22 protein-coding genes and 2 tRNA genes are annotated in these 26,955 nt (G+C 35.5%); 13 read left to right on the plus strand and 11 right to left on the minus strand.

The window, feature by feature from the left end; translation table 11 throughout:
- Positions 1 to 169: 169 nt before the first annotated feature.
- The 7 genes from AC0608_RS06225 to serB all read left to right on the plus strand — a co-directional run bounded on the left by AC0608_RS06225 (position 170) and on the right by serB (position 6,929).
- Positions 170 to 1,495, plus strand: coding sequence for a trigger factor (locus tag AC0608_RS06225; protein ID WP_478288465.1), 1,326 nt, complete (start codon positions 170 to 172; stop codon positions 1,493 to 1,495).
- Between the two features lie 396 nt (positions 1,496 to 1,891).
- The gene (gene clpP / locus AC0608_RS06230) at positions 1,892 to 2,566 is read left to right on the plus strand and encodes an ATP-dependent Clp endopeptidase proteolytic subunit ClpP (RefSeq protein ID WP_073351820.1); all 675 of its coding nucleotides are present in this window, start codon (positions 1,892 to 1,894) and stop codon (positions 2,564 to 2,566) included.
- A gap of 86 nt (positions 2,567 to 2,652) precedes the next feature.
- On the plus strand, positions 2,653 to 3,885 hold the full coding sequence (gene clpX, locus AC0608_RS06235; protein ID WP_131991663.1) for an ATP-dependent Clp protease ATP-binding subunit ClpX: 1,233 nt from the start codon (positions 2,653 to 2,655) through the stop codon (positions 3,883 to 3,885).
- Between the two features lie 274 nt (positions 3,886 to 4,159).
- On the plus strand, positions 4,160 to 4,570 hold the full coding sequence (locus AC0608_RS06240) for a VOC family protein (RefSeq protein WP_417958619.1): 411 nt from the start codon (positions 4,160 to 4,162) through the stop codon (positions 4,568 to 4,570).
- A gap of 26 nt (positions 4,571 to 4,596) precedes the next feature.
- Positions 4,597 to 5,037: an SRPBCC family protein gene (locus tag AC0608_RS06245; RefSeq protein ID WP_478288466.1), complete on the plus strand. Its 441-nt coding sequence runs from the start codon at positions 4,597 to 4,599 to the stop codon at positions 5,035 to 5,037.
- 25 nt (positions 5,038 to 5,062) lie between these two features.
- Complete coding sequence (locus AC0608_RS06250; protein WP_478288467.1) at positions 5,063 to 5,497, plus strand: VOC family protein; 435 nt, start codon at positions 5,063 to 5,065, stop codon at positions 5,495 to 5,497.
- Positions 5,498 to 5,690: 193 nt separating this feature from the next.
- The gene (gene serB / locus AC0608_RS06255) at positions 5,691 to 6,929 is read left to right on the plus strand and encodes a phosphoserine phosphatase SerB (RefSeq protein ID WP_478288468.1); all 1,239 of its coding nucleotides are present in this window, start codon (positions 5,691 to 5,693) and stop codon (positions 6,927 to 6,929) included.
- Positions 6,930 to 6,989: 60 nt separating this feature from the next.
- Here serB and AC0608_RS06260 read toward each other — a convergent pair whose 3' ends face one another.
- Positions 6,990 to 7,139 (minus strand): hypothetical protein, encoded by a 150-nt coding sequence (locus AC0608_RS06260; RefSeq protein WP_478288469.1) that lies wholly within the window; start codon positions 7,137 to 7,139, stop codon positions 6,990 to 6,992.
- Positions 7,140 to 7,150: 11 nt separating this feature from the next.
- Positions 7,151 to 8,674, minus strand: coding sequence for a GH3 auxin-responsive promoter family protein (locus AC0608_RS06265; protein ID WP_417989541.1), 1,524 nt, complete (start codon positions 8,672 to 8,674; stop codon positions 7,151 to 7,153).
- A 95-nt stretch (positions 8,675 to 8,769) separates the two neighbouring features.
- Here AC0608_RS06265 and AC0608_RS06270 point away from each other — a divergent pair, with 95 nt between their 5' ends.
- A complete protein-coding gene (locus AC0608_RS06270; RefSeq protein ID WP_417989540.1) occupies positions 8,770 to 9,564 on the plus strand; it encodes a DUF2797 domain-containing protein in 795 nt (264 codons plus the stop codon).
- Between the two features lie 157 nt (positions 9,565 to 9,721).
- On the opposite strand, the gene AC0608_RS06275 is transcribed toward AC0608_RS06270, so the two are convergent.
- Together AC0608_RS06275 and sppA are read right to left on the minus strand one after the other, a co-directional pair.
- A complete protein-coding gene (locus AC0608_RS06275) occupies positions 9,722 to 12,340 on the minus strand; it encodes an AsmA family protein (RefSeq protein WP_478288470.1) in 2,619 nt (872 codons plus the stop codon).
- 191 nt (positions 12,341 to 12,531) lie between these two features.
- Positions 12,532 to 14,292, minus strand: coding sequence for a signal peptide peptidase SppA (gene sppA, locus AC0608_RS06280; protein ID WP_478288471.1), 1,761 nt, complete (start codon positions 14,290 to 14,292; stop codon positions 12,532 to 12,534).
- A gap of 137 nt (positions 14,293 to 14,429) precedes the next feature.
- On the opposite strand from sppA, the gene folK reads away from it, so the two are divergent.
- Positions 14,430 to 15,566: a 2-amino-4-hydroxy-6-hydroxymethyldihydropteridine diphosphokinase gene (folK, locus tag AC0608_RS06285; RefSeq protein ID WP_417958610.1), complete on the plus strand. Its 1,137-nt coding sequence runs from the start codon at positions 14,430 to 14,432 to the stop codon at positions 15,564 to 15,566.
- A gap of 34 nt (positions 15,567 to 15,600) precedes the next feature.
- Here folK and AC0608_RS06290 read toward each other — a convergent pair whose 3' ends face one another.
- The 3 genes from AC0608_RS06290 to AC0608_RS06300 all read right to left on the minus strand — a co-directional run bounded on the left by AC0608_RS06290 (position 15,601) and on the right by AC0608_RS06300 (position 18,853).
- On the minus strand, positions 15,601 to 17,760 hold the full coding sequence (locus tag AC0608_RS06290; RefSeq protein ID WP_417958609.1) for an Ig-like domain-containing protein: 2,160 nt from the start codon (positions 17,758 to 17,760) through the stop codon (positions 15,601 to 15,603).
- A 37-nt stretch (positions 17,761 to 17,797) separates the two neighbouring features.
- Positions 17,798 to 18,334 carry an RNA methyltransferase gene (locus tag AC0608_RS06295; protein ID WP_478288472.1) on the minus strand — a complete coding sequence of 179 codons (537 nt, stop codon included), beginning with the start codon at positions 18,332 to 18,334 and terminating at the stop codon, positions 17,798 to 17,800.
- A gap of 69 nt (positions 18,335 to 18,403) precedes the next feature.
- Positions 18,404 to 18,853, minus strand: a complete 450-nt coding sequence (locus AC0608_RS06300) for a DUF1573 domain-containing protein (protein WP_417958607.1) — start codon at positions 18,851 to 18,853, stop codon at positions 18,404 to 18,406.
- 160 nt (positions 18,854 to 19,013) lie between these two features.
- On the opposite strand from AC0608_RS06300, the gene mutS reads away from it, so the two are divergent.
- The 4 genes from mutS (at position 19,014) to AC0608_RS06320 (ending at position 22,458) form a co-directional block, all read left to right on the plus strand.
- Positions 19,014 to 21,620 (plus strand): DNA mismatch repair protein MutS, encoded by a 2,607-nt coding sequence (gene mutS / locus AC0608_RS06305; protein WP_478288473.1) that lies wholly within the window; start codon positions 19,014 to 19,016, stop codon positions 21,618 to 21,620.
- Positions 21,621 to 21,768: 148 nt separating this feature from the next.
- Positions 21,769 to 21,841 (plus strand) — tRNA-Gly (locus tag AC0608_RS06310).
- Between the two features lie 14 nt (positions 21,842 to 21,855).
- Positions 21,856 to 21,941, plus strand: a tRNA-Leu gene (locus tag AC0608_RS06315).
- Positions 21,942 to 22,110: 169 nt separating this feature from the next.
- Positions 22,111 to 22,458, plus strand: a complete 348-nt coding sequence (locus AC0608_RS06320) for a DUF1508 domain-containing protein (RefSeq protein ID WP_478288474.1) — start codon at positions 22,111 to 22,113, stop codon at positions 22,456 to 22,458.
- A gap of 161 nt (positions 22,459 to 22,619) precedes the next feature.
- Here AC0608_RS06320 and AC0608_RS06325 read toward each other — a convergent pair whose 3' ends face one another.
- The 4 genes from AC0608_RS06325 to AC0608_RS06340 form a co-directional block, all read right to left on the minus strand.
- Positions 22,620 to 22,853: a PG1828 family lipoprotein gene (locus AC0608_RS06325; RefSeq protein WP_417958604.1), complete on the minus strand. Its 234-nt coding sequence runs from the start codon at positions 22,851 to 22,853 to the stop codon at positions 22,620 to 22,622.
- A 193-nt stretch (positions 22,854 to 23,046) separates the two neighbouring features.
- Positions 23,047 to 25,221 (minus strand): S46 family peptidase, encoded by a 2,175-nt coding sequence (locus AC0608_RS06330; RefSeq protein ID WP_478288475.1) that lies wholly within the window; start codon positions 25,219 to 25,221, stop codon positions 23,047 to 23,049.
- Between the two features lie 23 nt (positions 25,222 to 25,244).
- Positions 25,245 to 25,691 carry a GNAT family N-acetyltransferase gene (locus AC0608_RS06335; protein ID WP_417958602.1) on the minus strand — a complete coding sequence of 149 codons (447 nt, stop codon included), beginning with the start codon at positions 25,689 to 25,691 and terminating at the stop codon, positions 25,245 to 25,247.
- Entirely contained in the window at positions 25,678 to 26,919 is a 1,242-nt protein-coding gene (locus tag AC0608_RS06340; RefSeq protein ID WP_478288476.1) for a 3-deoxy-D-manno-octulosonic acid transferase, read from the minus strand. The genes AC0608_RS06335 and AC0608_RS06340 overlap by 14 nt, the downstream gene beginning before the upstream one ends.
- Positions 26,920 to 26,955: the final 36 nt, after the last annotated feature.

The raw sequence follows: 26,955 nt of genomic DNA on the forward strand, positions 1-26,955 counted from the left end.
GTAGTTTTTACGGAGGGACACGCCCAAATTATTTTCCTTTTCAGACCCGTGATTTTGTCAAATAATTGCCTAAAATTCAATCCTGAAGGTTCGCACTAAAAAGCTTGTTTGGGTTGGAAAAATTTTATAATTTTGCAGTCCAATTTTATTATGTAAATTAAAGAAGAAGATGGATATCAAAAGAGTAGCAATAGACGCTGTGAATGAAACAATTGTAATGACTGTTGTTCACATGGATTACAAAGGACAAGTAGCAAAAAGAATAAACGAAAAAATGCCTTTGGCAACAGTTAAGGGATTTAGAAAAGGAGCGGTGCCTAAAGATCTTGTTGAAAAACAATACGGTAAAGGGATTAAACAAGAAGAAGTTCAAAAAGTGGTTGATTTGGCTTTAGAGCGTTTCGTACAATCAGAAAGATTAAACCTTCTTGGAACGCCACTTCCTAAAGTAAACGAAGATTTTTCTTGGGATGCTGAAGAATTGGTTTTTGAATATGAAATTGGATTGGTTCCAAACTTCACTTTAGACTTAGATGCTAAAAACGACATCGTGAAATATGTGGTTTCAGCGGATGATAAAATGATTGAAGGTCAGGTAGAACGTATTCAAAAACAATTTGGAACTGCAATTCCTCAAGAAGTTGTTGCTGCAGATTCAGATGTAACAGGAACATTCACTAACGAAGAAAAAGGAATTAATAACGCTACCACTATTGCTGCTGATCTTTTCAAAGACAAAGCGACTTTTGATTTATTCATTGGTAAAAGAGTAGGAGATGTAGTGACGGTTAACACTAAAGGTTTATTTGGAGACGACCACCAATTGATGGACGTAATGAAAGTAAGTCATGATGACGTTCACGGTTTAGATGTTGATGTAAACTTCACAATCGAAGCAATCAACACTGCTGAATTGGCGGAATTGAACCAAGAATTGTTTGACAAATTGTTTGGAGCAGGAACGGTTTCTTCACTAGAAGAATTGAAAGCAAAAATCAAAGAAGATGCTGAAATTCAATTTGCACAACAAGCGGATCAAAAATTATTAGGTGATGTTACAGAATTCTTAATTGAAAGCACAAAATTTGATTTGCCTTCTGGATTCCTTAAAAAATGGTTGCAAACGGTTGGAGAGAAAAAATTGTCACCTGAAGAAGCTGAAGTAGAATATGTACGTTCTGAAAAAGGATTGCGTTTTCAATTGATCGAAGGTAGAGCAATGGCTCAATCTGATATCAAAATCACTTTTGAAGACTTGAAAACATTCACTACAAAAAATATTCGTCAACAAATGGCGCAATTCGGGCAAACCAATCCTACTGACGAAGAAGTTCAAGGAATTGTGGCTAGAGTTTTGTCTAACCAAGACGAAGTAAAAAGACTTTCGGACCAAGTTGTTGCGGAGAAATTATTAGAATTGTTCAAAGAGAAAGCAAATCCTACTACTAAAGAAGTAACGTACGACGAATTTATTGCTGCTTCATACGGAGAATAAATAGGTGTCTGTACTGTCGTAAAGTTGAAAGTCAAAAGCCCTAAGAGCACCAGAGATTATTAAATTTTTATGATTTGATTACAGATAGTAAACAATAAAAAATAGGTATATTTGAGCGTCAGAAAAAATATTTTTTGGCGCTCTTTTGTTTCAATTAGTTGCGGGAGCTAATCTAGCTGTACGGTACAAGTTTTTTTTCTGTTTCAGTTTTTTAAATTCCTGTAAGCGCTTTTTTTAGTCGCTTTGCAAGAATAAAAAAACTAAAAAACAGAATTCAAAAAGCTTTTACTCCCATCTGGGCTAAAAATAAGACATATTGACATCATTTGTAAATAGGTATGACCTTTGCATTAAAGGGAAACACAAGATATTACGTAAAACTTAGAACAAAAAAATATGAACTACGGTAAAGAATTTAAAAAATTTGCTACAAAGGACCACGGGGTAAATTCGATGTACTACGATAAAATCGTAGGTGCAATGACTCCTAAAAACATGACTCCCTATATCATTGAAGAACGTCAGTTGAATATTTCACAATTAGATGTTTTTTCCAGGCTGATGATGGACCGAATTATATTCTTGGGTACAGGAATCGATGACCAAATTGCAAACATTGTTCAAGCACAGTTGTTGTTCCTGGAAAGTGCCGATGCTTCAAAGGACATTCAGATTTATTTGAATTCTCCGGGAGGAAGCGTTTACGCTGGATTGGGGATTTATGACACGATGCAATACATCAAACCAGATGTAGCGACAATTTGTACCGGAATGGCAGCTTCTATGGGAGCAGTGCTGTTGTGTGCAGGTGCTGCAGGAAAACGTTCGGCATTGCCACATTCACGAGTAATGATTCACCAACCATCAGGTGGGGCGCAAGGAGTGGCTACAGATATGGAAATCAACTTACGCGAAATGTTGAAACTGAAAGATGAGTTATACAAAATTATCTCGCATCATTCTGGACAAACTTTCGATAAGGTTCATACAGATAGTGAGCGTGACTATTGGATGATTGCCGAAGAAGCAAAAGCATACGGAATGATTGATGAAGTTTTAATAAGAGGATAAATTATTAGTCGAGAGTCAAAAGTCCGTAAGTCAAAAGCATAGCAGAGACTTTAGGACTTTTAACTTTATGACATTAGACTAAAAGAATGGCAAAAGTAGTATTAGAGTGTTCGTTTTGTGGAAGAAAAAAACCGGAAACCAATTTGTTGATTGCAGGTATCAATGCACATATTTGTGATAAATGTATCGAACAAGCACACGGAATTGTTTTGGAGGAATTAAAATCTGGCGGAAGTTCAAAACTGGTTGGAGATTTGATTTTGAAAAAACCAAAAGAAATCAGGGCGTTCTTGGATCAATATGTAATTGGACAGGACCAAACTAAAAAGGTGATGTCAGTTGCAGTTTACAATCACTACAAGCGTTTGATGCAACAGCAACTGGACGATGAGGTTGAGATTGAAAAAAGTAACATCATTATGGTGGGACAAACAGGAACAGGAAAAACATTAGTGGCTAAAACCATTGCAAAAATGTTAGATGTGCCGTTGGCTATTGTTGATGCGACGGTTCTTACAGAAGCAGGTTATGTTGGGGAAGATGTCGAAAGTATTTTGACACGTCTTTTGCAAGCCGCTGATTATGACGTTGCGAAAGCAGAACGCGGCATTGTATTCATTGACGAGATAGATAAAATTGCACGTAAAAGTGACAATCCGTCTATTACGCGTGACGTTTCGGGTGAAGGGGTACAACAAGCATTATTGAAATTATTGGAAGGAACCGTTGTGAATGTGCCACCTAAAGGAGGACGCAAACACCCGGACCAAAAATTTGTTGAGGTCAATACACAAAATATTTTGTTTATCGCCGGTGGTGCTTTTGATGGAATTGAAAGAATTATTTCGAAACGATTGAACCGTCAAGCCGTGGGTTATTCTACTTCTAAAAATGTGGATAACATCGACAAAGACAATTTGTTGCAATACATTATTCCAAAAGATATCAAAGATTTTGGATTGATTCCGGAGATTATTGGTCGTTTGCCCGTATTGACACACATGGATCCTTTAGACAGAGAAACCTTGCGTGCTATTTTGACGCAGCCTAAAAATGCGTTAATCAAGCAATATGAGAAATTGTTTCTAATGGATGACGTAGAATTCACCATTACAAATGAAGCTTTGGATTTTATTGTTGATAAAGCATTAGAATATAAATTAGGAGCTCGTGGATTGCGTTCCTTATGTGAAGCCATCTTAACCGATGCAATGTATGAATTACCAAGTTCTGATACTAAAACATTAGAAATTGACGTGGATTATGCAAAAGAGACGTTGAATAAGAATTTATTGAAGCGTTTGGAAATAGCATCTTAAAGTTTTAAGAAAAATAACGGTGTCAAAGTTTTAGACTTAGACACAGGATAATACTAAACCTGTTCATTCAAATGAACAGGTTTTTTTATTGATTTTTTTTAGCTATTTTTTTTAAATTATAATTTTTATTATTTGTATGTAATTGATTTTAAATATTTTGTAAATTTATGATGGTAAATTTTAAAAAAAGGTACGCACTATAACAACAAGATTGACAAGCAATTTTGGATAACGTAAAAGCATATTTAAAATTCAATCCCTTAAAAAAAACGAAATGATAAAGCAAATATGGCTTAATTTACCAGTAAGAGAGGTGGAAAAATCAAAAGTTTTTTTCGCTAAAATAGGTTTTTCTTTTAATGAGCAATACGCCACTCCGCATTCAACATGTCTGTCTGTTGGAGCTACTCATTTTGCGGTCATGCTTTTTGAGGCGTCAGTTTTTGAAGATTTTGTACAAAATAAAAGTACCGATACCCAATCAAGTTCCGAACTATTAATTTCAATTGATGCAGTAAGTAAAGAAGAAGTGGATGCATTCGCAAAGAAAGTAGAAGAAGCTGGAGGTACCCTTTTTGCCAAACCTGCCGAAATTCAAGGATGGATGTATGGCTGTGGCTTTGCAGACTTAGATGGACATCGTTGGAATATGCTGTATATGGATTTTAGTAAAGTACCAAAATAGAATTTTAACGTAATAAAAAGTACAAAATGACAACACTGGAATTCAAAATCGAGATAAAGGCTCCAAAAGAAAAAGTTTGGGACGTTTTATGGAAGGAAGAAACATACAAGCAATGGACATCCGTTTTTTGTGAAGGGACGTATGCTGTAAGTGATTGGAAAGAAGGCAGTAAAATTCATTTTTTATCTCCCAATGGGGATGGAATGAACAGTATTATCTATAAGAAAATACCAAATGAATACATGGCTTTCAAGCACATAAGCGAGTTAAAGAATTTTGTAGAAATGCCTGTTGATGCTAAAACCCGGGAATGGACGGGTTCTATGGAAACGTATCAATTGATTGAAGATAATGGATTGACTGTTTTAGTAGCTAAAATGGATGCAGTCGAAAAGTATGTAGATTATTTCAAAACTACATTTCCAAAAGGGTTAGATATGGTGAAAAAAATTTCAGAAGCGGGGTAGACTATTAATTATTAAAATTAAGATTATGGCATCAATAAACCCTTATTTAGTTTTTAATGGAAATTGCGAAGAAGCATTTCTGTTTTATCAGTCTGTATTTGGTGGAGAATTTCCCTATATCGGGAAGTTCAATGAAATGCCTCCAGCAGAAGGTAATCCCGCGCTTTCTGAGGAAGACGGGGATAAGATCATGCATATAACATTGCCCATAGGTGATACATCTTTACTGATGGGAAGTGATAGTAATTTAGCGAGTGGAGAAGTGATTTTTGGACAAAATGTTTCGATTTCTATCAATACTGTGAGTAAAAAAGAAGCCGATACCTTGTTTAATGGACTTTCGGCTGGAGGAAATGTGTCCATGCCAATGAATCAAACTTTTTGGGGTGCTTACTTTGGAATGTTTATGGATAAATTTGGCATCAATTGGATGGTGAATTTTGATGAAACCGAAAATTAAGTAGTTTTAAAACAAATTATGGATTGCTAGTAGATTGCATTTTTCTCATAAATGTAAACCTGTTTATTCATTTGGACAGGTTTTTTTATAGGTAATTTACAGAATTTGTTATTGTTCGCAAAAAGGAAAGTTATTTTTTTTTATCAACTTCAGATTGACGATTTTTGCGCATGCTAAATCAAACAATTATAAAATGCAAATAGAAGAGATTGAGGTTATTTTATTAAAAGTTTCGGGTCAGGACAAACCAGGAGTAACAGCAGGTTTAACCTCCATTTTGGCGAATTATGATGCCATTATTCTAGATATTGGACAGGCAGATATTCATGATACCCTTTCTTTAGGTATTTTATTTGAAATAAAAGCGGGTTCTTCCTCTGGACCTGTTTTAAAAGATTTATTATTCAAAGCCTATGAATTAGGTGTTAAAGTTAAGTTTATTCCAATCTCGATTGCGGACTACGAAATTTGGGTAAAAGCACAACGCAAACAACGCTATACCATAAATGTTTTGGGAGAAACACTAACGGCTGTTCAATTGGCGGCTGTGACTAGAATTTTGTCCAACCAAAATTTAAATATTGATGCAATCAAAAGATTAACGGGTAGGGTTTCTATTATTGAAAAAGAAGAATTTCCGCGTTCTTGTATACAATTATCGGTTACGGGAACCATTGTCGATAAAACGTTTATGACGGCCAGTTTTATGGAAATTTCCAGAACGTTAGATGTGGATATTTCGTTTCAAGAAGATAATATGTACCGAAGAAATAGACGCTTGGTGTGTTTTGATATGGATTCGACCTTGATTCAAACCGAAGTAATTGATGAATTGGCTGAATTAGCTGGTGTGGGAGAACAAGTGAGAGCCATTACAGAAGCAGCGATGAATGGCGAAATTGATTTCAGCGAAAGCTTCCAACAACGCATGGCTTTGTTAGAAGGTTTGAGTGAAGAGGTGCTACAAACCGTTGCTGAAAATCTGCCTATAACCAAAGGAGCACATCGATTGATGAAGGCCTTGAAATATTATGGCTATAAAACGGCTATTTTATCCGGAGGCTTTACCTTTTTTGGAAAATACCTGCAAAAGGAATTAGGAATTGATTATGTTCACGCCAATGAATTGGAAATTAAAGACGGTAAATTAACGGGCAACTATATAGGCGAGATTGTCGATGGTCAAAAGAAAGCTGAATATTTGCAAGCCATTGCCGATAAAGAAGGCATACACATCAACCAAACTATTGCAGTGGGTGATGGTGCCAATGATTTGCCGATGTTGAATTTGGCAGGTTTAGGGATTGCTTTTCATGCCAAACCTACGGTAAAAGAAAAGGCAGAAAGTTCTATCTCCAGTCTGGGTCTTGACGGTGTTTTGTATCTTTTAGGGTACCACGACAGGCATATTGATATGATGGAGGAGGAATAAAAAGACTGTAATAATCATAAAAAGAGGCTGTTCAAAAAAGTGATTTTTGGACAGCCTTTTTTATGCTTTAACGGTAAACGCTTTTTCAGGTTTTTCCTGTGTTTGTTTTTCGGGAGATTTACATATTCCCCTGGCGCCACAACGCATTCTGTGCGGTCCGCAGGAACTCAAGAAAAAAAGTATTGTCAAGATGTAGAAGGTATTTTTCATCTTCTCGTTTTTTATACGGTTTGAAACTGCATGCTTTTGAGTTGTTCCAGATAATCCCTTTGGTTGGATAATCTTGGTATTTTATGTTGCCCACCCAATTTGTCCTTGCATTTTAACCAATCGTAAAACAAATTTTTTCGTGCTACATTTATTACTAACGGATTTAATGTCATGTTGTTGTAGCGCTTTGCTTCATAATCGGAGTTTAAAGATTGTATGGATTCATCCAATGCTTTCTGGAATTGCGATACATCAGCAGGATTGTTTTTGAACTCGATCATCCATTCATGGGCACCTTTTTCTTTGCCTTCCATAAATATAGGCGCCACGGTGTAATCAACTACTTCTGTTTGGGTTAGTTTACACGCTTTGGCAATAGCCTGATCCGTATTTTCAACCATCAATTCTTCGCCAAAAACATTAATGTGATGCTTGGTTCTTCCCGTAACCCGAATCCGATAGGGATTCAATGAGGTGAAACGAACGGTATCGCCTATCAAATAACGCCATAAGCCGGAATTGGTGGTAATTACTAAAGCATAATTTTTGCAAAGTTCCACATCTGCTAATCGAATCGTTTTTTGATCCGGTGTCCCAAAAGTATCCATTGGAATAAATTCATAGAAAATGCCGTAATCCAGCATCAATAACAAATCACTGGAATGATTTAAATCCTGAATAGCAAAAAAGCCTTCGGAGGCGTTGTATATTTCGTAATATTTAAACTCTTTTTTCGGTAGTATTTTTTTGTATTGCTCTCGGTACGGTTCAAAATTGACGCCTCCGTGAAAGTAGACTTCCAAGTTAGGCCAAAGTTCAAATAAATTTCCCTTTCCGGTTTCTTCCAGCATTTTATTCATTAAAACCAACATCCAGGAAGGAACTCCAGCAAAACTAGTTACATTTTCATTTTTTGTTTCGTTTATAATGGCTGCGATTTTTGTTTCCCATTCACCCATTAGTGAAATTTTGTTGCTCGGAGTGCTGCTAAACTCCGCCCAAATAGGCATGTTTTCAATTAATATGGCTGATAAATCCCCAAAGAACGTATTGTTGTCTTCATAGATTTGCGAGCTTCCACCTAGACGTAGGCTTTTCCCAAGAAAAAGTTCGGAATCCTCATTGTTATTTAAATACAAACACAGTAAATCTTTACTTCCTTTGTAATGGCAGTCTTCCAGTGCTTCATTACTAACCGGAATAAATTTACTTTTAGCGTTTGTCGTTCCGCTTGATTTGGCAAACCATTTTATAGGGGTTTCCCAAAAAACGTTCTGCTCTCCTTTACGGGTTCGTTCAATGAGCGGTTGTAATTCTTCGTAAGTTGAAATTGGGATTCTCTCTGCAAAAGTAGCGTAGGAATGTATTGAAGCATACTCATATTGTTTGCCTAAAACAGAGTTTTTGGATGACTGAATTAAATGCATAAGCAATTCTTCCTGAACCTCATTTGGGTATTTTAAGAAAAGTTCAATCTGATGGATTCTTTGTTTTAGCACCCACGAGGCAAACGAATTGATTATGGTTAGTGGCATTTTTAAATTATGAATTATGAATTACGAATTATAACTTTACCAAAAATAACAAAATTTGTTTAACTAGATGCGTTAAACGGGAAACTTTAAATAGAATGACATACGAAGGTGTACTTGCAAAAATGCAAACCGAATTTGGAAATCCAATTCAATATTATTTGGTTTTTGAGAATAGTTTTTTGAATGTAAATCAGTTGCTAAATAAAAATATCGAAATTAATTTTGTTGGATATCAATGTTTGAACTGCGGAAAAAAGAAAAAAATATTCCGACAAGGATTTTGTTATGATTGTTTTTATTCCAGCCCGGCAGTGGGGGATTGGATTATGAAACCGGAGTTGAGTACGGCTCATCTTGGAATTCAGGATAGAAATCTGGCTTATGAAGAAAAAGTGCAATTGCAACCCCATATTGTGTATTTGGCTTTGTCCAGCGAAGTCAAAGTAGGAGTGACTCGAAAAACACAAATGCCAACCCGATGGATAGATCAGGGCGCTAACCAAGCCATTTCTATTGTGGAAGTACCCAATCGCTATTTGGCTGGAATTACGGAGGTGGCGCTCAAAAACCATTATGCTGATAAAACGAATTGGCGAAAAATGCTGACTAACAATATCGAACCAATCGACTTAGTTGCGGAGCGACTAAAAGTAGAGAATTTAATCCCAACGGAAGTTCAGGAATATTTTCATGCACAAAAAAATGATTTGTACGAGATGCATTATCCTGTTCTACAGTATCCACATAAGGTGAATAGTTTAAGTTTGGAAAAAACGCCTCACTTTCAAGGAAAACTTACCGGAATAAAAGGTCAGTACCTTCTTTTTGAAGACGGCACCGTTTTTAATATCCGAGGTTCAGAAGGTTATGTGGTACAGATTAATGTGTAAAATCTGTTATTTTGATTCTGCTGGCTTTTCTGTAATTTTTTAACCATTAAGGAATTAAGTTTCATTAAGATTTAATGTTTAATTATTCTTAATTCCTTAATTATAAATACAAGTTGTTTTTATAACACATTCAGTTAAGCCATTATTTTAGTTTAAATTATTCCTGCTGTACTTTAGGCTCTTCTGCTTTTTTCTTTTTATTAAACAAGCCATTCAATAAATCAGTTGCTTTTGTTTTTACTTCTTCTTTGGTTGTAGGAGTTGCCGTTTTTGTAGTATCTCCTGGTTTTTTGTTTTTGTTAATAAAATCAGTCAAAGCTGAAGTTCCTTGTTTTACCAGTCTGTCTTTTTGTTGGGTTATTAGTTGAGTGGTCAATTTAGTTACGGCGCTATTAATATCAGTTGTGATTTTTGGATTTGTAAAATTCCCAACTAAAAGCGCATTAATCGGAAAGCTTTGCACTTTTGTAGCATCAGCATCAGATAATTTTGCGATTAAGGCATTTGCTTCGGAGCCTAAATATTTTGCGGGAACATCAAATTTTAAATTGTAATTTATGCTTTGGTCAAAACCGTGCGTGCCTGCAATAGTAGCTTTGATGTCTTTGTACTTGATGTCAAAAGGTTTTACAGTTACTTTTCCATCATTGAATGTTAGTGCTGCTTTCAAATCATTCAAATTGATCTTGCTAACATCAATAAATTTTAAATTGGCGCCCAATGCAGTCAGTAAAGTCGAATTACTCGCATTTACTGTCGTTGACAGCAATTGTCCTAATAGATCTCCGGTCAGCGTTTTCAAGTCAGGAGTCAGTTCAGTAGAATCAAGATTTCCGTTCAACTTGATAGTTGAATTTAACTTTCCGTTAATAATTCCAGCAAGAGGTGCAATTTTTTTTAGCATATCCAGTTGGGTAAAGGATTGTGCAATATCGACTTGATTTAATTTCAAATCCATATTAAAAACAGGACTTTTCCCTTTTGTAGAAACTGCACCATTTGCGCCAATTGTTCCCCCAAAAAGCGATGTTTTCACGTTTTGGAAAGTTACTTTTTCATCTTTGACAAGTAGTTTTCCCGATACATTCTTCAAGGTCAAATTATCATATAATACCGTAGTTGCATTTGCGGTAAGCGTACAATTCAAGAAAGCAGGAATCTTCAGGGCCGCTGCTTTTTTATCCCGATCAGTAGGTGGTGTTTTTGCGGTTTCAACGGTGGTCATAAAATCATCTACGGCTAATTGTTTAGAATTTAGGATGAAATTTCCTTTTAATTCTTGGTTTCTAAATATAAATCCGTAAAAATTTTCTAAAATTCCTGTTACACTAATGTCACTTTTTCCTGTAGTTGCGTTCAATTCTTTCAAATTGACTTGACTGGGATTAAATTGAACCAAAGCACTGCTGATGTTCATTGTTTTGCCGTTTTCATCCATATAGTTGAAACCGGACAAACTCATGGTTCCTGCATTATTAATAGTCTCATATTGATTTTTCTCTACTGACTGCATATCGAATCTTGTGGTCACATCGGCTCTTAAGGTCCCAGCAAGAGGCTTGGCTAGCTTTATAGGATACGCTTTAGAAAGATTGGCTAAGTTAATTGTTCCTTTTAAAGCGGCGTCAACTATTGCGTTTTGTGAGATGTTTTTAATGGTTGCTTTAGCATTAAAAATGTCCTGATCTATTTGGAAAGAAAGCTGGTCTATATTAATGTAAGTATCATTCAATATTCCGGTTTGATTGACAATTTTTGTATCAATAATGATGTTTTGAACCGTTTTTGGTAAGTTAGGGTATTTAAAAGAGGCATTGTTGGCGGCAATTTCAATGTTAAATTTCGGAACACTTTTGTCTGAATAGAGCCCTTTGGCAAAACCTACAACGGTAAAGTCACCAGTTGTTTTTACGTTTTTCAAACTGGAAGTATAGGCTGCGGGAATCACTCCTAAGAAATTTTTGAAGGATGAGGTAGGTGTTTTAAATTTTAAATCATATTCCTGACCCGTTTCAACCTCTTGAATAAACCCATCAAATTCTAGCGGCAACTGATTGATTAAAGCTTTGTTTTCTTTAAACGTATATTTACTTTTTACTAAATCAATTCCCAAAACAGCGTCAAGAGTCAAAGCAACATCTTTCAAGTAATTGACCTTGTTCATGTCCAAGGTGATTTTTGCAGTTGATTGAGTAACCAAATCCAGTTTTTGAGCGGCAAAATCGCCCACGCCTTTATGGCTAATACTGTCAATTGTCATTTTGATTTTTGATTTTTCATCAAAATAGCGAAATTTGAAATTCTTGATACTATAATTTTTAACCTTTAATGATAAAGGGGCGCTTTTGCTTCTATTTTTACTTTCTTTACCTTTTATGGCGATATCATAATTTCCGATGCCGTCTTTATTGAATAGGATATTGATCAATCCATTTTTTGAAGTAATGCCGTCAATAATTATTGCTTCTCCTTTGCCTTTGAATAATTCTTTGATAGACATTTTTAAATCTAATTCGCCTAATGACACTAAAGTGTCGCCTTCAAAAGGGGCTTTGTTTATAATGACTAGTTGATCTAAATTGACATTTGCACTAGGGAAGCTTTTGATTAAACTTAAGTCCACATCCGAAAAAGTGACTTTGGCATCAACCTTATCATTAATAGCTTTGGTAATTTTAGCTTTTATTTGATCCTCAAAAAAGTAAGGAATAGTAAATAAAGCTACCAAGAATAGGATAATCAGGGCTCCAATAATTTTTAAGATTGTTTTTAGCATAATTTGATTCTCTTTAGATTTAAAAATAAGCAAAAATGATGCCCTCTTGTCACAAAAATAATGGATTACACGGGAAGCGTTGCTATTGATTTGATAAAAAACAATAACGGCTTTTAATTTTCCTTTTAATTTCAAAAAAAAATCCGTTCCAATTATAATTGGAACGGATTTAATAAGTAGTATGCTAGACGTTAATTGATGTTGATTTCGAACGGTAGGATGGCTTGTATCCCTTTCCTTGACTGTAATTTCTTTATTTCTTGCATAATGCGATAATTCTCTACACCAATTTCTTCTTTTATAAAATCAGCTTTCGATTGTGCAAAGGGCAGATTAGCAAGCAGATCATCAAAATTCTTCTCATATTCAGGATAATTTTGAGTGCTGTATTTTTTTATTTTTGCTAAAGAAGCAGCATTAGCAATTGCATCATCCAATCCCCCAATTTTATCGACTAGCCCAATTTTTAACGCTTGAGACCCACTCCAAACACGTCCTTGAGCAATAGCATCAACTTGTGCAAATGTCATTTTTCGTCCCTGAGCTACATGGGTAACAAAGGTTTTGTAAATGTGTTCAACACCTTCTAACGTAACGGCTTTGAATTTTTCATCTAATGGCACAAAAGGGCTATAATTTGCTGAATTCTCATGAGTTTTAACTTGCTCTGTATAAACCCCTATTTTAGTAGCCAACGGCGTAAAGTTGGGTAATATCCCGAAAACGCCAATGGAGCCTGTGATGGTATTTTCTTCTGCAAAAATTGTATTGGCATTGCAGGCAATGTAATACCCGCCGGAGGCTGCATAATTTCCCATAGAAACAACTACAGGTTTTAACTTTTTAGTCAATTCAATCTCTCTCCAAATCAGATCTGAAGTCAATGCGCTTCCGCCGGGACTATCGATTCGAAGTACGATCGCTTTTATATTTTTGTTTTTTCGTGCTTCTTGCAGGGAGCGACGCATTGATCCTTCACCAATAATATTAACATCACCTTCACCGCCAAGAATTTCACCTTGTGCATAAATAATTGCTATTTCATCATTACTGTCAAAACTTTGCGACGTAGTGGCTACTTTCTGGGCATAATCTGAAACAGATACTGTGTTGTAGTCTTCATTATTGGTTACTTTAAGCGCTTTTCTGATGGCGTTGTGATACACATCTTCATAAGCAATTACGTCAATCAGTTTCTGTGCTTTTGCCATTTCTGGAGTTCGAGCCAGTAAACCGTTAGCAATTTCATTTAAGTGAACCACAGGTATGTTTCTGCTTTTAGAGATGTCAGCCGTAATTGAGTTCCAAACAGAATTCAGTAAAGCTGAGGTTTGTTCCCTGTTGGCATCACTCATTTTATTTTCAAGAAAAGGTTCTACAGCACTTTTGTATTTTCCATGACGGATCACTTCCATTTTTAATCCTGATTTTTCTTGAAAATCTTTAAAGAACATGATTTCAGCAGACAATCCCTTGAAATCCATTTCTCCAACCGGATTTATGTAAATTGGGCTGGCAACAGAATTTAAATAATATTCTTTTTGTGAATACGAATTGGAATACGCCATGACGAATTTACCTGATTTTTTAAAGCTTTCAAGCGCATCTCTCAAGGCTTTACTTTGTGCCATTCCTAATGACGAAACAGTATTTAGAATCGAAATTCCTTTAATGTCATTGTCAGTTTTTGCTTCTTCAATAGCATTGATAATATCTGAGAGCCCTATTTTTTTGTTTTCTGAAAAGATAGTCATCCATGGGTCTTTATATTTTCCAGCGTAATCATTTCGGATGTCTTCTAAATCAAGTTCTATTACAGAATTGTTTTTTACCGTAACACCCTCCGATTCGCCACCAAAAAGGGCTCCGATAATAATAATTCCAAAAAAGGACAACATGAAAAAAACAAAAATACCTATTATGGTAGCTAATACATTCCCTAAAAATTTCATAGTTATATTTTTTTAATATGTCGTAAAAAACAGTGAAATGTTACAAACAAATGTTTTGAATTCTCAAGTTAATTAGCAACACAGGGTACAAATATATTGCTAATTCTAAAATTCTTTTAGTTAATTTGCATCTAATTATGAAATCACAACATCAGGTTATTTTATCGGTAGGGAGCAATCAAGGAAATCGTTTAGAAAATGTGGAGCGTTGCTTACAATTGATACATCAGGAAGTAGGGACGGTCATCAAAGTTTCCAGATTATATGAAACGCCAGCTTGGGGTTTTGAAAGTGATTCATTTTATAATTGTGCTTTGGTTTTGCATACTTTTAGCTCACCTCACAAGATTCTGGCTCAGGTCTTAAAAATCGAAAAGCGTTTGGGTCGTTTGCGCAGTAAAACAAAAGAATATCAATCACGTACTATTGATATTGATTTAATAGCATTTGACTCCGAAACTATTACTACCGAAAAACTCCAAATTCCACATCCGTTAATGCAGAACAGGAATTTTGTTTTGTTGCCTATTCAGGATTTGAATTTAGATTGGCAGCATCCCATTTTTCAAAAAAACATTACTGAATTATTAGCCCTGTCTCCAGATGAAAGTGTGTGTCATGTAGTTCAAGATTTAGTCAATCCATTACAAAACATTCCATTGGAGCAATTCAATTATGTTGCTTTTGAAGGAAATATTGGAGCAGGAAAAACAACTTTAGCCACAAAAATTGCAGAAGATTTTAATGCGAAAACGGTATTGGAACGTTTTGCTGATAATCCCTTCTTGCCCAAATTTTATAAAGATCAAAACCGTTATGCTTTCCCGCTTGAGATGTCATTTCTGGCAGATAGATACCAACAATTATCAGATGATTTGGCGCAATTTGATTTATTTAAAGATTTTTTGGTAGCTGATTATCATATTTTTAAGTCTTTAATTTTTGCTAAAATAACCTTAGCCGAAGATGAGTATCGATTGTACCGTAATCTTTTTGATATCATTTACAGAGAAATGCCAAAACCGGATTTGTACATTTATTTGTATCAAAATTCAGAGCGATTGCTACAAAATATTAAGAAACGCGGCAGAAGCTATGAGCAAAAAATTCCGGCCGAATACTTAGATAAAATCAACAGTGGTTATTTGGATTATATTAAATCACAAACTGATTTGAATGTTTTGATCATTGATGTTTCGAATAGGGATTTTGTAAAAAATCAAGAAGATTATCTTTTTGTTTTAGATGAAATTCAAAAGAAGATCAAGTTATAGGATGCAACAATTCTGGTGTTATAAGTCGTTCAAATTATCTTTTTAATGAAAAGTGTCCTCTTTTTTCAGGACTGTCAGCATCAATTTTTAAAACATACCAATAATCCGAAGCGGGTAGTAGGTTCTTATTAAAGGTACCGTTCCAAGAGGGCTTCGCTGCGTTTAATTTTGTGATTAATTTTCCGTAGCGATCAAAGATGGTTACTTCTGCCTCAGGATAATTGATCAATCCTCTTACTTCCCAGACGTCGTTATAGGAGTCGTTGTTTGGTGTAAAAAACTTCGGAGCGATCAATACTATAAATGCCTCGCTATCGCTACCGCATGAATTTAGTTCTCTTGCGTACGCGGTTTGCAAACCACTCGATACATTGAAAAACACATTTGAACTTTGATAAGAATTCCCGTCAACAGAATATTCAAAATAGTCTTTTGTGTTTTTTAAATAAATTACAACAGTAGTTTCATTGACGTCAATTCTGTCGATTTCTGGAGTATCATGTTCTAGTACAGCGATTTTTTTGGTACTGCTGCAGTTGGCATTATTTGTTATGCTTACGCTATAAATACCAGGAGTAATTACCTCAATTGTCTTCGTAGTTTCACCCGTCGACCAGGTATAATTCATATTTGAGATTTCTGCATCAAGAGTTAAGCTGACGGACTTACAAAGTATTAATTCCTGATCAGTAACTACCGGAGGGTTGTAAATTATAATGTCAACAGCCATTCGATTCCTATTAGTACACCCGTTATTTAAGGCTTCGGCGTAATACGTTGTATTTTGAGTGATATTTGGGACATTTAGACTTGTTCCGGTTCCTATGATTGCGCTGCTGGTTAGACTCGAATACCAGTTTATATTTCCAATATTAGTGGTTGCCTGAAGTGTTACGTCTCCTGCTCCACATCTTGAAACTGGCGTATTAGTTGATGTTATGTTAGGGATTGTTTCTATAGTGGCTATAATTGCAGTTCTGTTTAAAGTACATCCTGCATCCACATAATAGGTTGTTGTTGTGTTTAAAAATGGGGTTGTGTACGTAGTGCCGGTGTGTAATAAATTCCCAAAGCTTGCCGCATCATACCAATTTACGGTTCCGCCAGTAGCGGTTGCTTGAAGTGTAATAGTGCCTGAATCGCATCTTGATGCAGGTCTTGTTGCTATTATTTGAGGAATTGTTATTGTGGTACTGGTCGAAATTTCAAGAACTGGATCTCCAGCCATTCCACCGTATTCTACAATATACCCTTTGGGTTGATAATTTCCGCTTGCATCGCCGTTTAATTGTAAATCATTCCAAGAGCCAGGTCTACCAATGCCTGGTGCAGTTATGTGTGCATAATGTTCTATACCATTACTGTTGTTCGGTTCGTTAGTATTCCAAAAGGAAAAATTAGTACTTGAGCCATTTACGCCTCCGCTCCAAAAAGTTACTCTATCAGCAACTGGTCCCGTTACCCATTTCCATAGCCCTTCTGTTTCAGCATCGCTGCCCCCAATCCAGCCCGCTCCCGCAGCTTGTTCTCCTGCTAATTGCGCTTCATCAGCGGCGGTGATTGTTGCTAAATATCCTTGAAGTCCAAAATACGTGCTCGTTTCAGCTGCTACTTTTGCCGCATTCCAGCTAATGCCAAGGTTTGAAATGTACTGATAGTAGTGACCGTTTCTAGGTAAGTAATTAGCTTGTCCAAGAGTGATTGAAAAGTTTCTGGTGCCAGATGGAGTTGCCGAGGAATTTCTATAAACAACATCTTGTATAGCATTTACAAAGTCAGTGTACCGTACTTTTGTTCCCGGAATTACACTGAATAATTTAAGTTTACCTTCAAGTGAATCCCATTGTGAATTAATAGTAGGGTGGAATGTTGGATTGGCTAATTGAATTATATCCTGTCCATTTACATAACCGGAAGAAATTTGAACGTAGATAGCTTCAGTACCGATGTCAGATGCATCAGAGCCAGTTATGGTTACATCGGTTACTATGTTTAAAGAAGTTCCCGGACAGTAAATTTGATTGCCTGTCGCTGTAATTCTGGGAGCAATTGCTCTAACAGACGATTTTAATGTTTCTTGTGGAGTGACAAAGCTGCTTTTATTAACGTTAAAAAAAGGAATAGCGGAATGCGTAGCCCTTGGTATAAATGATAAAAAAACGATTGTTATTTTCAAGAAAGTACTAATTCTCATACGTTACGGTATTGCGGTGTCTACTTTTTTTAAATTTCTATTTTGGCCAATTCATCTTTTGAAATAAATCCCAAACCACAATGCCGGCACTCACTGAGATATTTAAAGAATGTTTGGTCCCTAATTGTGGAATTTCGATACAGCCATCACACAGTGCAACCGCTTCCTGAGAAACACCATAGACTTCGTTTCCAAAAACTAAAGCGTATTTTTTTTCTTCAACAACTTCAAAATTTTGAAGAAAAACGGCACTTTCTACTTGTTCTATAGCAAGAGTCATTACATTTTCTGTTTTTAATTTTTCAATGACAGCAAGTACGTTTTCATGATGTTCCCATGTAACCGTTTCGGTAGCTCCTAATGCTGTTTTGTGAATTTCTTTATTAGGAGGGGTTGCAGTGATGCCACATAAATATATTTTTTCAATCAAAAAGGCATCGGCAGTTCTAAAAACAGAGCCAATATTATGTAAGCTTCGGATATCATCCAATACTAAAATTAGGGGGGTTTTTTCTGATTTTTTAAAAGCTTCAATGGATTTTCGTTCCAATTCGCTGTTTTCAAGCTTTCTCATAGGTTGTAAAATATTCAAAAAAAAAGCTTCCTAAATTAATGGAAGCTTTTTTGTCAATTTAGTTAAAATTTAGCTTTTTGAAGAATCAGCAGCTAAAACATTTCCTTTTATCGTAAGTGTTTTGTTTGGAACAACAGCATTAGTTGTCAAAGTTACTGTTTTTGTAAATGCTTGACCTGCTCTTGAAGTGTCGTATTTTACTCCAATTACTCCTCTTGCTCCTGGAGCGATAGGCTCTTTTGGATACGTTGGAACAGTACAACCACATGAACCTTGAGCATTAGTTATGATTAATGGCTTGTTACCATTATTAGTAAATACAAATTCTCTACGACCGTCAGAGTTATAAGCAACGGTACCGTAGTCAATAGTTTCACTTACAAAAACCATTCCTGCGCCATTTACTTTTGCAGCAGCGACTCTGGTATTGGTTGCTTTTAATTTTTTTGATGTTTCTTGTGCATTAGAAGTCGTAACGCCTAAAACAACTAGCATAGCTAGCGCAATTATTTTTTTCATGTGTGTTTAATTTTTAAATATACACAAATCTATATAAAAATTAGAATTTACACCTTAATTTTTTCTTAAAAAAATAGTTTAATTTTTTGAAGTGGTTCCATGTTTATTTAAAAATCTATAAATTCGCCCAATATTTTTAATTTTTTCAAACACAGAACAAGTGGTATCTAAAGATAAAGTAGTTAAGGAAACACCGTTAATGAAACAATACAACGAGATCAAAAGGAAGTATCCTGATGCGTGTTTGTTATTTCGGGTGGGTGATTTTTATGAGACATTTGGTGAAGATGCTGTTCGTGCTTCTAAAATTTTAGGAATTGTATTAACCAAGCGTGGAGCGGGTTCTGAGACTGAAACGGCATTGGCAGGTTTTCCGCATCACTCCCTCAACACGTATTTGCCTAAACTGGTCAAAGCAGGTCTTCGAGTAGCTATTTGTGACCAGCTTGAAGATCCAAAAATGACTAAAACCATTGTGAAACGTGGTGTTACGGAACTAGTAACTCCAGGAGTTTCAATGAATGATGAGGTTTTGCAGTCTAAAACTAATAATTTTCTAGCCTCCGTTTATTTTACTAATAAAGGTATAGGAATTTCCTTTCTGGATGTTTCTACCGGCGAATTTTTGACTGCACAAGGCAATGCAGAATATATTGATAAATTGTTGCAGAATTTTAATCCAAGCGAAGTTTTAATTCCAAAAAATAATAAAAATGATTTCCGGGAAATTTTTGGAGACGACTATCATTGTTTTTATTTAGAGGATTGGATTTACAAAGAGGACTATGCATTTGAAACCTTAACCAAGCATTTTCAAACCGTTTCTTTGAAAGGATTTGGTATCGAGGAATTGAAAGAAGGAATTATCGCTTCGGGAGCCATTTTATATTATTTATCCGAAACCCAGCACAACAGGGTCCAACATATAACGGCTATTCAACGTATTGCCGAGGATGCTTATGTTTGGATGGATCGTTTTACCATTCGAAATCTGGAGTTGTATCACAGTTACAATCCTAACGCGGTGACGCTGCTAGAGGTTATTGATAAAACGCTTTCGCCGATGGGTGGTCGTTTATTAAAACGCTGGTTGGCATTACCCTTGAAGGACAGCCATAAAATACAAAGCCGTCATCAAGTCGTTTCGTATTTAAAAGACAACCAAGTCGTTTTAAAAAATATTCAGAATCAAATCAAGCAAATATCAGATTTAGAGCGCTTAATTTCTAAAATTGCTGCCGGAAAAGTATCGCCACGGGAGGTTGTATATCTAAAAGAATCTTTAGATGCAATTATTCCAATAAAAACTTTGGCTTTAGATAGTCCGCAGGAAGCAGTAAAAGTAATCGGTGACAGTTTGCACAGTTGTGAATTGTTGCGTGAAAAAATAAAAACGGTTCTCAATCAAGATGCGCCTGTGGCTATTGCCAAAGGGAATGCGATTGCTAAAGGAATCAGTGCAGAGTTAGATGATTTGCGGGCAATATCAACTTCAGGAAAGGCGTTTTTGGAAGGAATTGAAAAACGAGAATCACAGTTGACAGGAATCTCTTCTTTGAAAATTTCCTTTAATAACGTTTTTGGATATTACATCGAAGTTAGAAACCTGCACAAAGACAAAGTTCCTACAGAATGGATTAGAAAGCAAACTTTAGTCAATGCAGAACGTTACATTACTGAGGAATTAAAAGAATACGAAACTAAAATCCTGGGTGCCGAAGAGAAAATTCATAAAATAGAAGTAGAGTTATTCGAACAATTGGTGAGCTGGATTGCTACGTATATCAAGCCGGTTCAAATGAATGCTAATTTAGTAGCGCAACTCGATTGTTTGTGTTCTTTCACGCAATTAGCTATCGAAAATAAATACGTTTGTCCAGAGCTAGATGAAACATTCGAACTGGAAATCAAGAACGGAAGACATCCTGTTATCGAGAAGCAATTGCCAGTTGGCATGCCTTATATTGCCAATGATGTTTTCTTGGATAGAGAAACACAGCAGTTGATAATGATTACAGGACCCAACATGTCCGGAAAGTCAGCTATTTTACGTCAAACCGCATTAATCGTGCTCTTGTGTCAAATGGGGAGTTTTGTTCCCGCAGACAGCGTGAGAATGGGAATTGTGGACAAAATATTCACCAGAGTAGGAGCCAGTGATAATATTTCGATGGGGGAATCTACCTTTATGGTCGAAATGAATGAAACGGCTTCCATCTTGAATAATATTTCGGACAGGAGTTTGGTGTTGTTGGACGAAATAGGTAGAGGAACAAGTACGTATGACGGGATTTCAATCGCTTGGGCTATTGCGGAGTTCTTACACGAACATCCCTCGCAACCTAAAACCTTGTTCGCTACGCATTATCATGAGTTGAATGAAATGAGTGAATCCTTGCCAAGAATTCAAAATTTTAATGTAGCAGTCAAAGAATTGAAAGACACCGTGCTTTTTATTCGAAAATTAATAAAAGGTGGCAGTGCCCATAGTTTTGGAATACATGTGGCAAAAATGGCCGGAATGCCTCAAATCGTGATTTTGAAAGCACAAAAGCTTTTGAAAAAATTAGAAAAGAATCATTCCAGCGATGCGCTGAACGGAATTAAAGCTGCAAAGGACGAAATGCAAATGAGTTTCTTTAATCTAGACGATCCTTTACTAGAGGAAATTAAAGAAGAGATCTTAAATCTGGATATAAATACCATTACGCCTATGGAAGCGCTGATGAAACTCAATGAAATTAAAAGAATGTTGACCAGAAGGTGATTTTATTTATTTTAAAGTTTACGCTATCAGAACGTTAACTTTTATCTGTGAATTTTTTATAAAAAAGGCTTGTGTAATTCAATAAATGTCTTAAATTTGCATCCGCAATACAGAACAAGTATCGCGGTTCTTTCTAAGAATTGAAAATGCGAAAATAGCTCAGTTGGTAGAGCGCGACCTTGCCAAGGTCGAGGTCGCGGGTTCGAGCCCCGTTTTTCGCTCGACACCACATAATGCTCGGATGGTGAAATTGGTAGACACGCTGGACTTAAAATCCAGTGAACAGCAATGTTCGTGCGGGTTCAAGTCCCGCTCTGAGTACTAAAAAAGCTTCAAACTATGTTTGAAGCTTTTTTTATTTTATAATAAATCCATTTAAAATTTTACGACACTTATTAAAATCACTTAAAGTTGTGTTGTTTTTTGATGCGGGGTTAAAAACGTCATTGTGTGATTGGTTTTAATGACACAATTTATTTCAAGATAAGTTATGGGGGCTTTTGTAATTAGTAAAAGATATAACGACGAGTATAAATTTGTTTTCACTTCCAGAAAAGGGAAAATAGTTTTTACAAGTTTGAGTTATGAACTAAAGTTTGAGTGTGAAGAAGATATTGATAAGTTTAAAGCGTCAATTGAAACCGCGGATTTTTTAAAGTTTAAGTCTTCCAGTGGCAAATTCTATTTCAAATTAATGACAGGAGGCAATCATTTTGCAACAAGTAGAAAATACACCACTTCGTTGCGTTTGCAAAAAGGGATCGATGAAATTGTACGCTATGGATCAATGTCGGAAACATTGGATTTTTCAGCGAATGATTTTGTATTTAGTGACTAAAATTTATCAATGAGTTTAAATAAAAAAAGAGAGTCTGGGCTATTGCCTCGACTCTCTTTTTTATTTTTGTAGCTTTGATTCTTGAAAGAGCAAGTACTACAAATTAAAAAAGCCATCTCGCATAGCGGATGGCTTTAAAATTTTTAGAATTTGAGTTCTAATTATTTTTTTACTTCTGTAGCAGCTTCAGTTGCAACAGCAGCAGCGTCAGTAGCAGCAGCAGCAGCAGAATCAACAACTTGAGCAGCAGAATCAACTACCATAGCAGCAGAATCAACTACCATAGCAGCAGAATCAACAGCAGTTGCAGAATCTTCAGCAGGAGCATCAGCTTTTTTACATGATACAACAGTTAATACAGCAACAGCAGCTAAACTTAAAAATACTTTTTTCATCTTAATTTAATATAAAAGGTTAATTATTAATTCGTGGCAAAGATATAAATTTTTTAATATGTAAAATATTTTTTTATTTTTTTTTTAAAAAATATTATTTTTTGACAACGTCGAAACAATTTACAATTATTGTGCCAGTTAAAGTAAATAATTAATAAATGTTTAATATCATCATCACGGTTCTGTTTTTCGACTAATTACGATGTAAGTTTTTCTTTTTCAGCAATTTACTTTTCTTTGGGTGAACTAGTTTTAACTCGTTTATCAAGTTAGTAGCGCCGGCATACTTATCTATAATAAACAAGATATACCGCACATCAACCATTATGTTTCTACAAATACTAGCGTCGTAATAAATATCGCTCATCGTTCCTTCCCAAGCTCTGTCAAAATTGAGTCCTACTAAGTTTCCTTTTGAATCAATTGCAGGGCTTCCTGAATTGCCACCAGTGGTATGATTTGTCCCAATAAAACAAACGGGCATTTTACCATTTTCACCATAGTGTCCATAATCTTTGGTGTTGTATAAGTCTACTAACTTTTTAGGAACATCAAATTCGTAATCGCCAGGAATGTATTTTTCCATTACCCCGTCTAAATACGTTATTGGAGTGTAGACAGTAGCATCTTTAGGTTCGTACCCTTTAACTTTTCCGTAAGTGATTCTTAAGGTGCTGTTAGCATCTGGAAAAAGGGATCTTTCAGTATTCAATTCTAATTGTGCTTTCATGTACGTTGTTTGCAACGCTGTAATCTTTAAATTGATTTCGTCATATTTTGGGGCAACTTCTTTGGTGTATTTGTCTGCTAATTCTTTTACAAGTTTATAACCAGCGTCATTATTTAATTTTGTTAAAACGGTTTGAGCATCACCGGACAGTAATTCTTTTAGGCTAGCGTAATTTTGAAGTTTGGATTGGGTATATATTTCCGAAGCTAAATTTATAGCATTTACTTTTATCAAATGTTGGGGTAAAAATTGCTTTGGAGATTTCGCAACATAAAGTTCAATGAGTTGTTCAAAAACATTTCGATCTACAGTGGCATTGAAATTTTTATAAAAATCAGCAAGTCCAGTGATTACATTCTTCTTTCGGTCTGTAAATGCTTGTTCTCCTTTGGTTTTATACACTTGCTCTAATTGATACAATTTATAACCTGTACTCAGTAATTCCGTGTTTCGTAATACTGTTTCAGTAAAATAGTCTTTTGCTAGTGCATAAGGAGCAATTTCTGCGTAGTTTTTTTCAAAATCAGTTAAGAGTGTCCCATATTCTTTTTCTTTACCGGCTTTTGTTACTTTCAGCTGAAACGCTTTTTCAGATTCTCTCTTTACAGCAACGGCATTTGATTTTTTTAATCCTTGGGTTTCACCAATCCATTTTTTCCAATAATTGGCAATACTGGCATACTTTGAGGCATATTGGATTTTAACGGCTTTGTCTTTTCGCATAAAACCATCTGCGACTTTCAAGGCTTTGTCTCTGATTTCAATTTTTGCAGGATTGAGTTCGTTAATAATTTGTTCAATAGCAACAGCGGGTAAATACTCATTTGTTTTTCCAGGATATCCAAATACCAATGTAAAATCATCTTCGGCTACGCCATCGAGTGAAATCGGTAAGAAATGTTTTGGAGTATACGGTACATTGTCTTTCGAGTAGGCAGCAGGACGATTGTTTTTGTCAGCATAGATTCTAAACAAAGAAAAATCGCCGGTATGACGAGGCCAAACCCAATTGTCAGTATCCGAACCAAATTTTCCAATAGCCGATGGTGGCGCACCGACTAAACGGACATCACTAAAGGTTTCGGTAACAAAAAGCATGTATTGATTGCCTTCGTAGAAGGTACGGATCTTGTTTTCTTGCCAGTTTTCCTTAGGTAAAGTATTGCTTAATGTAGTAATGTTCTCTTGGATTTTCTTTTGTTTTTCGGTTTCAGTTGCAAGCGTCATAGTTCCTGCTAAAACAGATGCGGTAACATCCTCAATTTTCACAATGAAAGTTACGGTCAAGCCTTCGTTTGGTAATTCTTCTTCCATTTTGTATGCCCAAAATCCATCAGTAAGGTAATCGTGATCTACTGTGGAATGGGATTGAATTTGTGAAAAGCCACAATGATGATTGGTTAAGATTAATCCTTTTGGAGAAATTACCTCAGAAGTACAGCCGCCGTTAAAATGCGGAACGGCATCTTTCAGGCTTGATTGATTCACATCATAGATGTCTTTAACTGACATCTTCATGCCAAGATTTTTCATTTCGGTTTCATTCATCCCTTTCAATAACGAAGGAATCCACATACCGCCTTGCTGCGCGTGCGTCTGAATGATAAATAAGAGTAGGAATAATTTTAAAATTTTCATGGTATTAAATTTTGAGTGTAATTTTATTTGATTTTGTATTTCATTAATTGTCTGTGGTGGCATTCAAACCCATTCGCAAGATACAATTTTCGTCCTTTTTCATTATGCTGTTCCAATTCTAAGTAAATCAACTTTAAGGATGCGTTGTGGCTTTCAATTTTGATGAATGCAATGGCTTTATTACCAATTCCTTTGCCTCTTGCTTTTTCGGTTAAGTATAATTCGTCTAGGAAAGCTATTTTCCCTTGGTATTCAAAACTAAAGATATAAGTCAAAATGAGGTATCCTACAACCACCTTGTCCTCTAAAATGAGCCAGGCTCTACCTAGGTCTTCATTAGAAATAAATTCCTTAAATAAAGCTTTGGAAACTTCAACAGCAATGGGATAGTTGTCAATAGCATAAAATTCCTCCATTAATTGCACAATAATTTCAATATCAGCAAGGGCTAAAGGTTTAAATTGAATCATTCAAAATAGTTTTTAAAATAATAGTTGTAGCTCCTTTATTCATTTGTACAAAAGTACTGCAGATGTGTCCTTTTTCATGTCGGATATCATCATTCATGATTAGGTTCGTAATAGCTTCCTTTAATTCTTTTTGGGTATTTATAGCCATACATCCCTCCATATTCACTAATGCTGTTGCTTCTGCAAAATGCGAATAGTTAGGTCCGATAAGTATTGGAACGCCAAAAGTTGCCGGTTCCAATAAATTATGAACTCCGGGATTTCCAAAACCGCCACCCACATAGGCAATATCGGCATAACTGTAGATTTTTGTCAAAATACCAATTGTGTCAATGATAAAAACGTCATAATCAGCCAGGTTCTTTCCGTCTTTTTCAGAGAATAAAACGACTTTTTTAGTGATGCTGTTTTTTAACTGCTGAATTTGTTCGTCTTTAATATTGTGTGGGGCAATTATAAATTTGATTTTGTATGAGTTCGAATTGATAAAAGGTACTATTAGATTTTCGTCTTTTGGCCAAGAACTTCCCACGACAATGGTGGGTGTGTTGTTTTTAAACTGAGACATAAAATCGAGTGAATTGTCCTTCTCTAAAATTGCAGCAACTCGATCAAAACGGGTGTCTCCAGAAACAATTACATTGGTTTTGCCCAACTGGTATAGTAGTTTTTTTGAAGTTTCATTTTGTACAAAAAAGAATGTGAAAGTATTTAATGCGTCTCTATAAAAACCGCCATACCATTTGAAAAACAATTGGTTCTTTCTAAGTATGCCGGAAATCAAATAGGTTTTAATATTTAATTTTTTGAGTTCAGTTAGATAATTTGGCCAATATTCATATTTAATAAAAAATACTAAATCGGGATGAACGAGTTTTAAAAACGTTTTTGCATTTTTATGGGTGTCCAAAGGCAAATAAACAGTGACATCAGCAACAGTGTTGTTTTTACGCACTTCATAACCGGACGGGGAGAAAAAAGTAACTACTATTTTGTGAGAAGGAAATTGCTCTTTTATCTTTTCAATTACCGGCAGGCCTTGTTCGTATTCGCCTAAGGAAGCTGCGTGAAACCAAATTGTTTTGTCAGTAGACTTTATTTTTTGTTGTAAAAGATAAAAAACCAATTTTCGGCCCTGTACAAAAAGTTTCATTTTTGGGCTGAAAAGCGCAATGATTTTTAATAGAAAACCGGCGATTTGAACCATTAGAGTATATAGAAAAAGCATCCTTAAAATTTTGTGGCTAAAATACGGTTTCTTTAT

The organism is Flavobacterium sp. GNP008 (assembly GCF_056428965.1).

Bases quoted from the DNA above. Each gene is read 5' to 3' on its own strand.
- AC0608_RS06225 (WP_478288465.1), top strand. From the start codon at position 170: ATGGATATCAAAAGAGTAGCAATAGACGCTGTGAATGAAACAATTGTA.
- clpP (WP_073351820.1), top strand. From the start codon at position 1,892: ATGAACTACGGTAAAGAATTTAAAAAATTTGCTACAAAGGACCACGGG.
- clpX (WP_131991663.1), top strand. From the start codon at position 2,653: ATGGCAAAAGTAGTATTAGAGTGTTCGTTTTGTGGAAGAAAAAAACCG.
- AC0608_RS06240 (WP_417958619.1), top strand. From the start codon at position 4,160: ATGATAAAGCAAATATGGCTTAATTTACCAGTAAGAGAGGTGGAAAAA.
- AC0608_RS06245 (WP_478288466.1), top strand. From the start codon at position 4,597: ATGACAACACTGGAATTCAAAATCGAGATAAAGGCTCCAAAAGAAAAA.
- AC0608_RS06250 (WP_478288467.1), top strand. From the start codon at position 5,063: ATGGCATCAATAAACCCTTATTTAGTTTTTAATGGAAATTGCGAAGAA.
- serB (WP_478288468.1), top strand. From the start codon at position 5,691: ATGCAAATAGAAGAGATTGAGGTTATTTTATTAAAAGTTTCGGGTCAG.
- AC0608_RS06260 (WP_478288469.1), bottom strand. From the start codon at position 7,139: ATGAAAAATACCTTCTACATCTTGACAATACTTTTTTTCTTGAGTTCC.
- AC0608_RS06265 (WP_417989541.1), bottom strand. From the start codon at position 8,674: ATGCCACTAACCATAATCAATTCGTTTGCCTCGTGGGTGCTAAAACAA.
- AC0608_RS06270 (WP_417989540.1), top strand. From the start codon at position 8,770: ATGACATACGAAGGTGTACTTGCAAAAATGCAAACCGAATTTGGAAAT.
- AC0608_RS06275 (WP_478288470.1), bottom strand. From the start codon at position 12,340: ATGCTAAAAACAATCTTAAAAATTATTGGAGCCCTGATTATCCTATTC.
- sppA (WP_478288471.1), bottom strand. From the start codon at position 14,292: ATGAAATTTTTAGGGAATGTATTAGCTACCATAATAGGTATTTTTGTT.
- folK (WP_417958610.1), top strand. From the start codon at position 14,430: ATGAAATCACAACATCAGGTTATTTTATCGGTAGGGAGCAATCAAGGA.
- AC0608_RS06290 (WP_417958609.1), bottom strand. From the start codon at position 17,760: ATGAGAATTAGTACTTTCTTGAAAATAACAATCGTTTTTTTATCATTT.
- AC0608_RS06295 (WP_478288472.1), bottom strand. From the start codon at position 18,334: ATGAGAAAGCTTGAAAACAGCGAATTGGAACGAAAATCCATTGAAGCT.
- AC0608_RS06300 (WP_417958607.1), bottom strand. From the start codon at position 18,853: ATGAAAAAAATAATTGCGCTAGCTATGCTAGTTGTTTTAGGCGTTACG.
- AC0608_RS06320 (WP_478288474.1), top strand. From the start codon at position 22,111: ATGGGGGCTTTTGTAATTAGTAAAAGATATAACGACGAGTATAAATTT.
- AC0608_RS06325 (WP_417958604.1), bottom strand. From the start codon at position 22,853: ATGAAAAAAGTATTTTTAAGTTTAGCTGCTGTTGCTGTATTAACTGTT.
- AC0608_RS06330 (WP_478288475.1), bottom strand. From the start codon at position 25,221: ATGAAAATTTTAAAATTATTCCTACTCTTATTTATCATTCAGACGCAC.
- AC0608_RS06335 (WP_417958602.1), bottom strand. From the start codon at position 25,691: ATGATTCAATTTAAACCTTTAGCCCTTGCTGATATTGAAATTATTGTG.
- AC0608_RS06340 (WP_478288476.1), bottom strand. From the start codon at position 26,919: ATGCTTTTTCTATATACTCTAATGGTTCAAATCGCCGGTTTTCTATTA.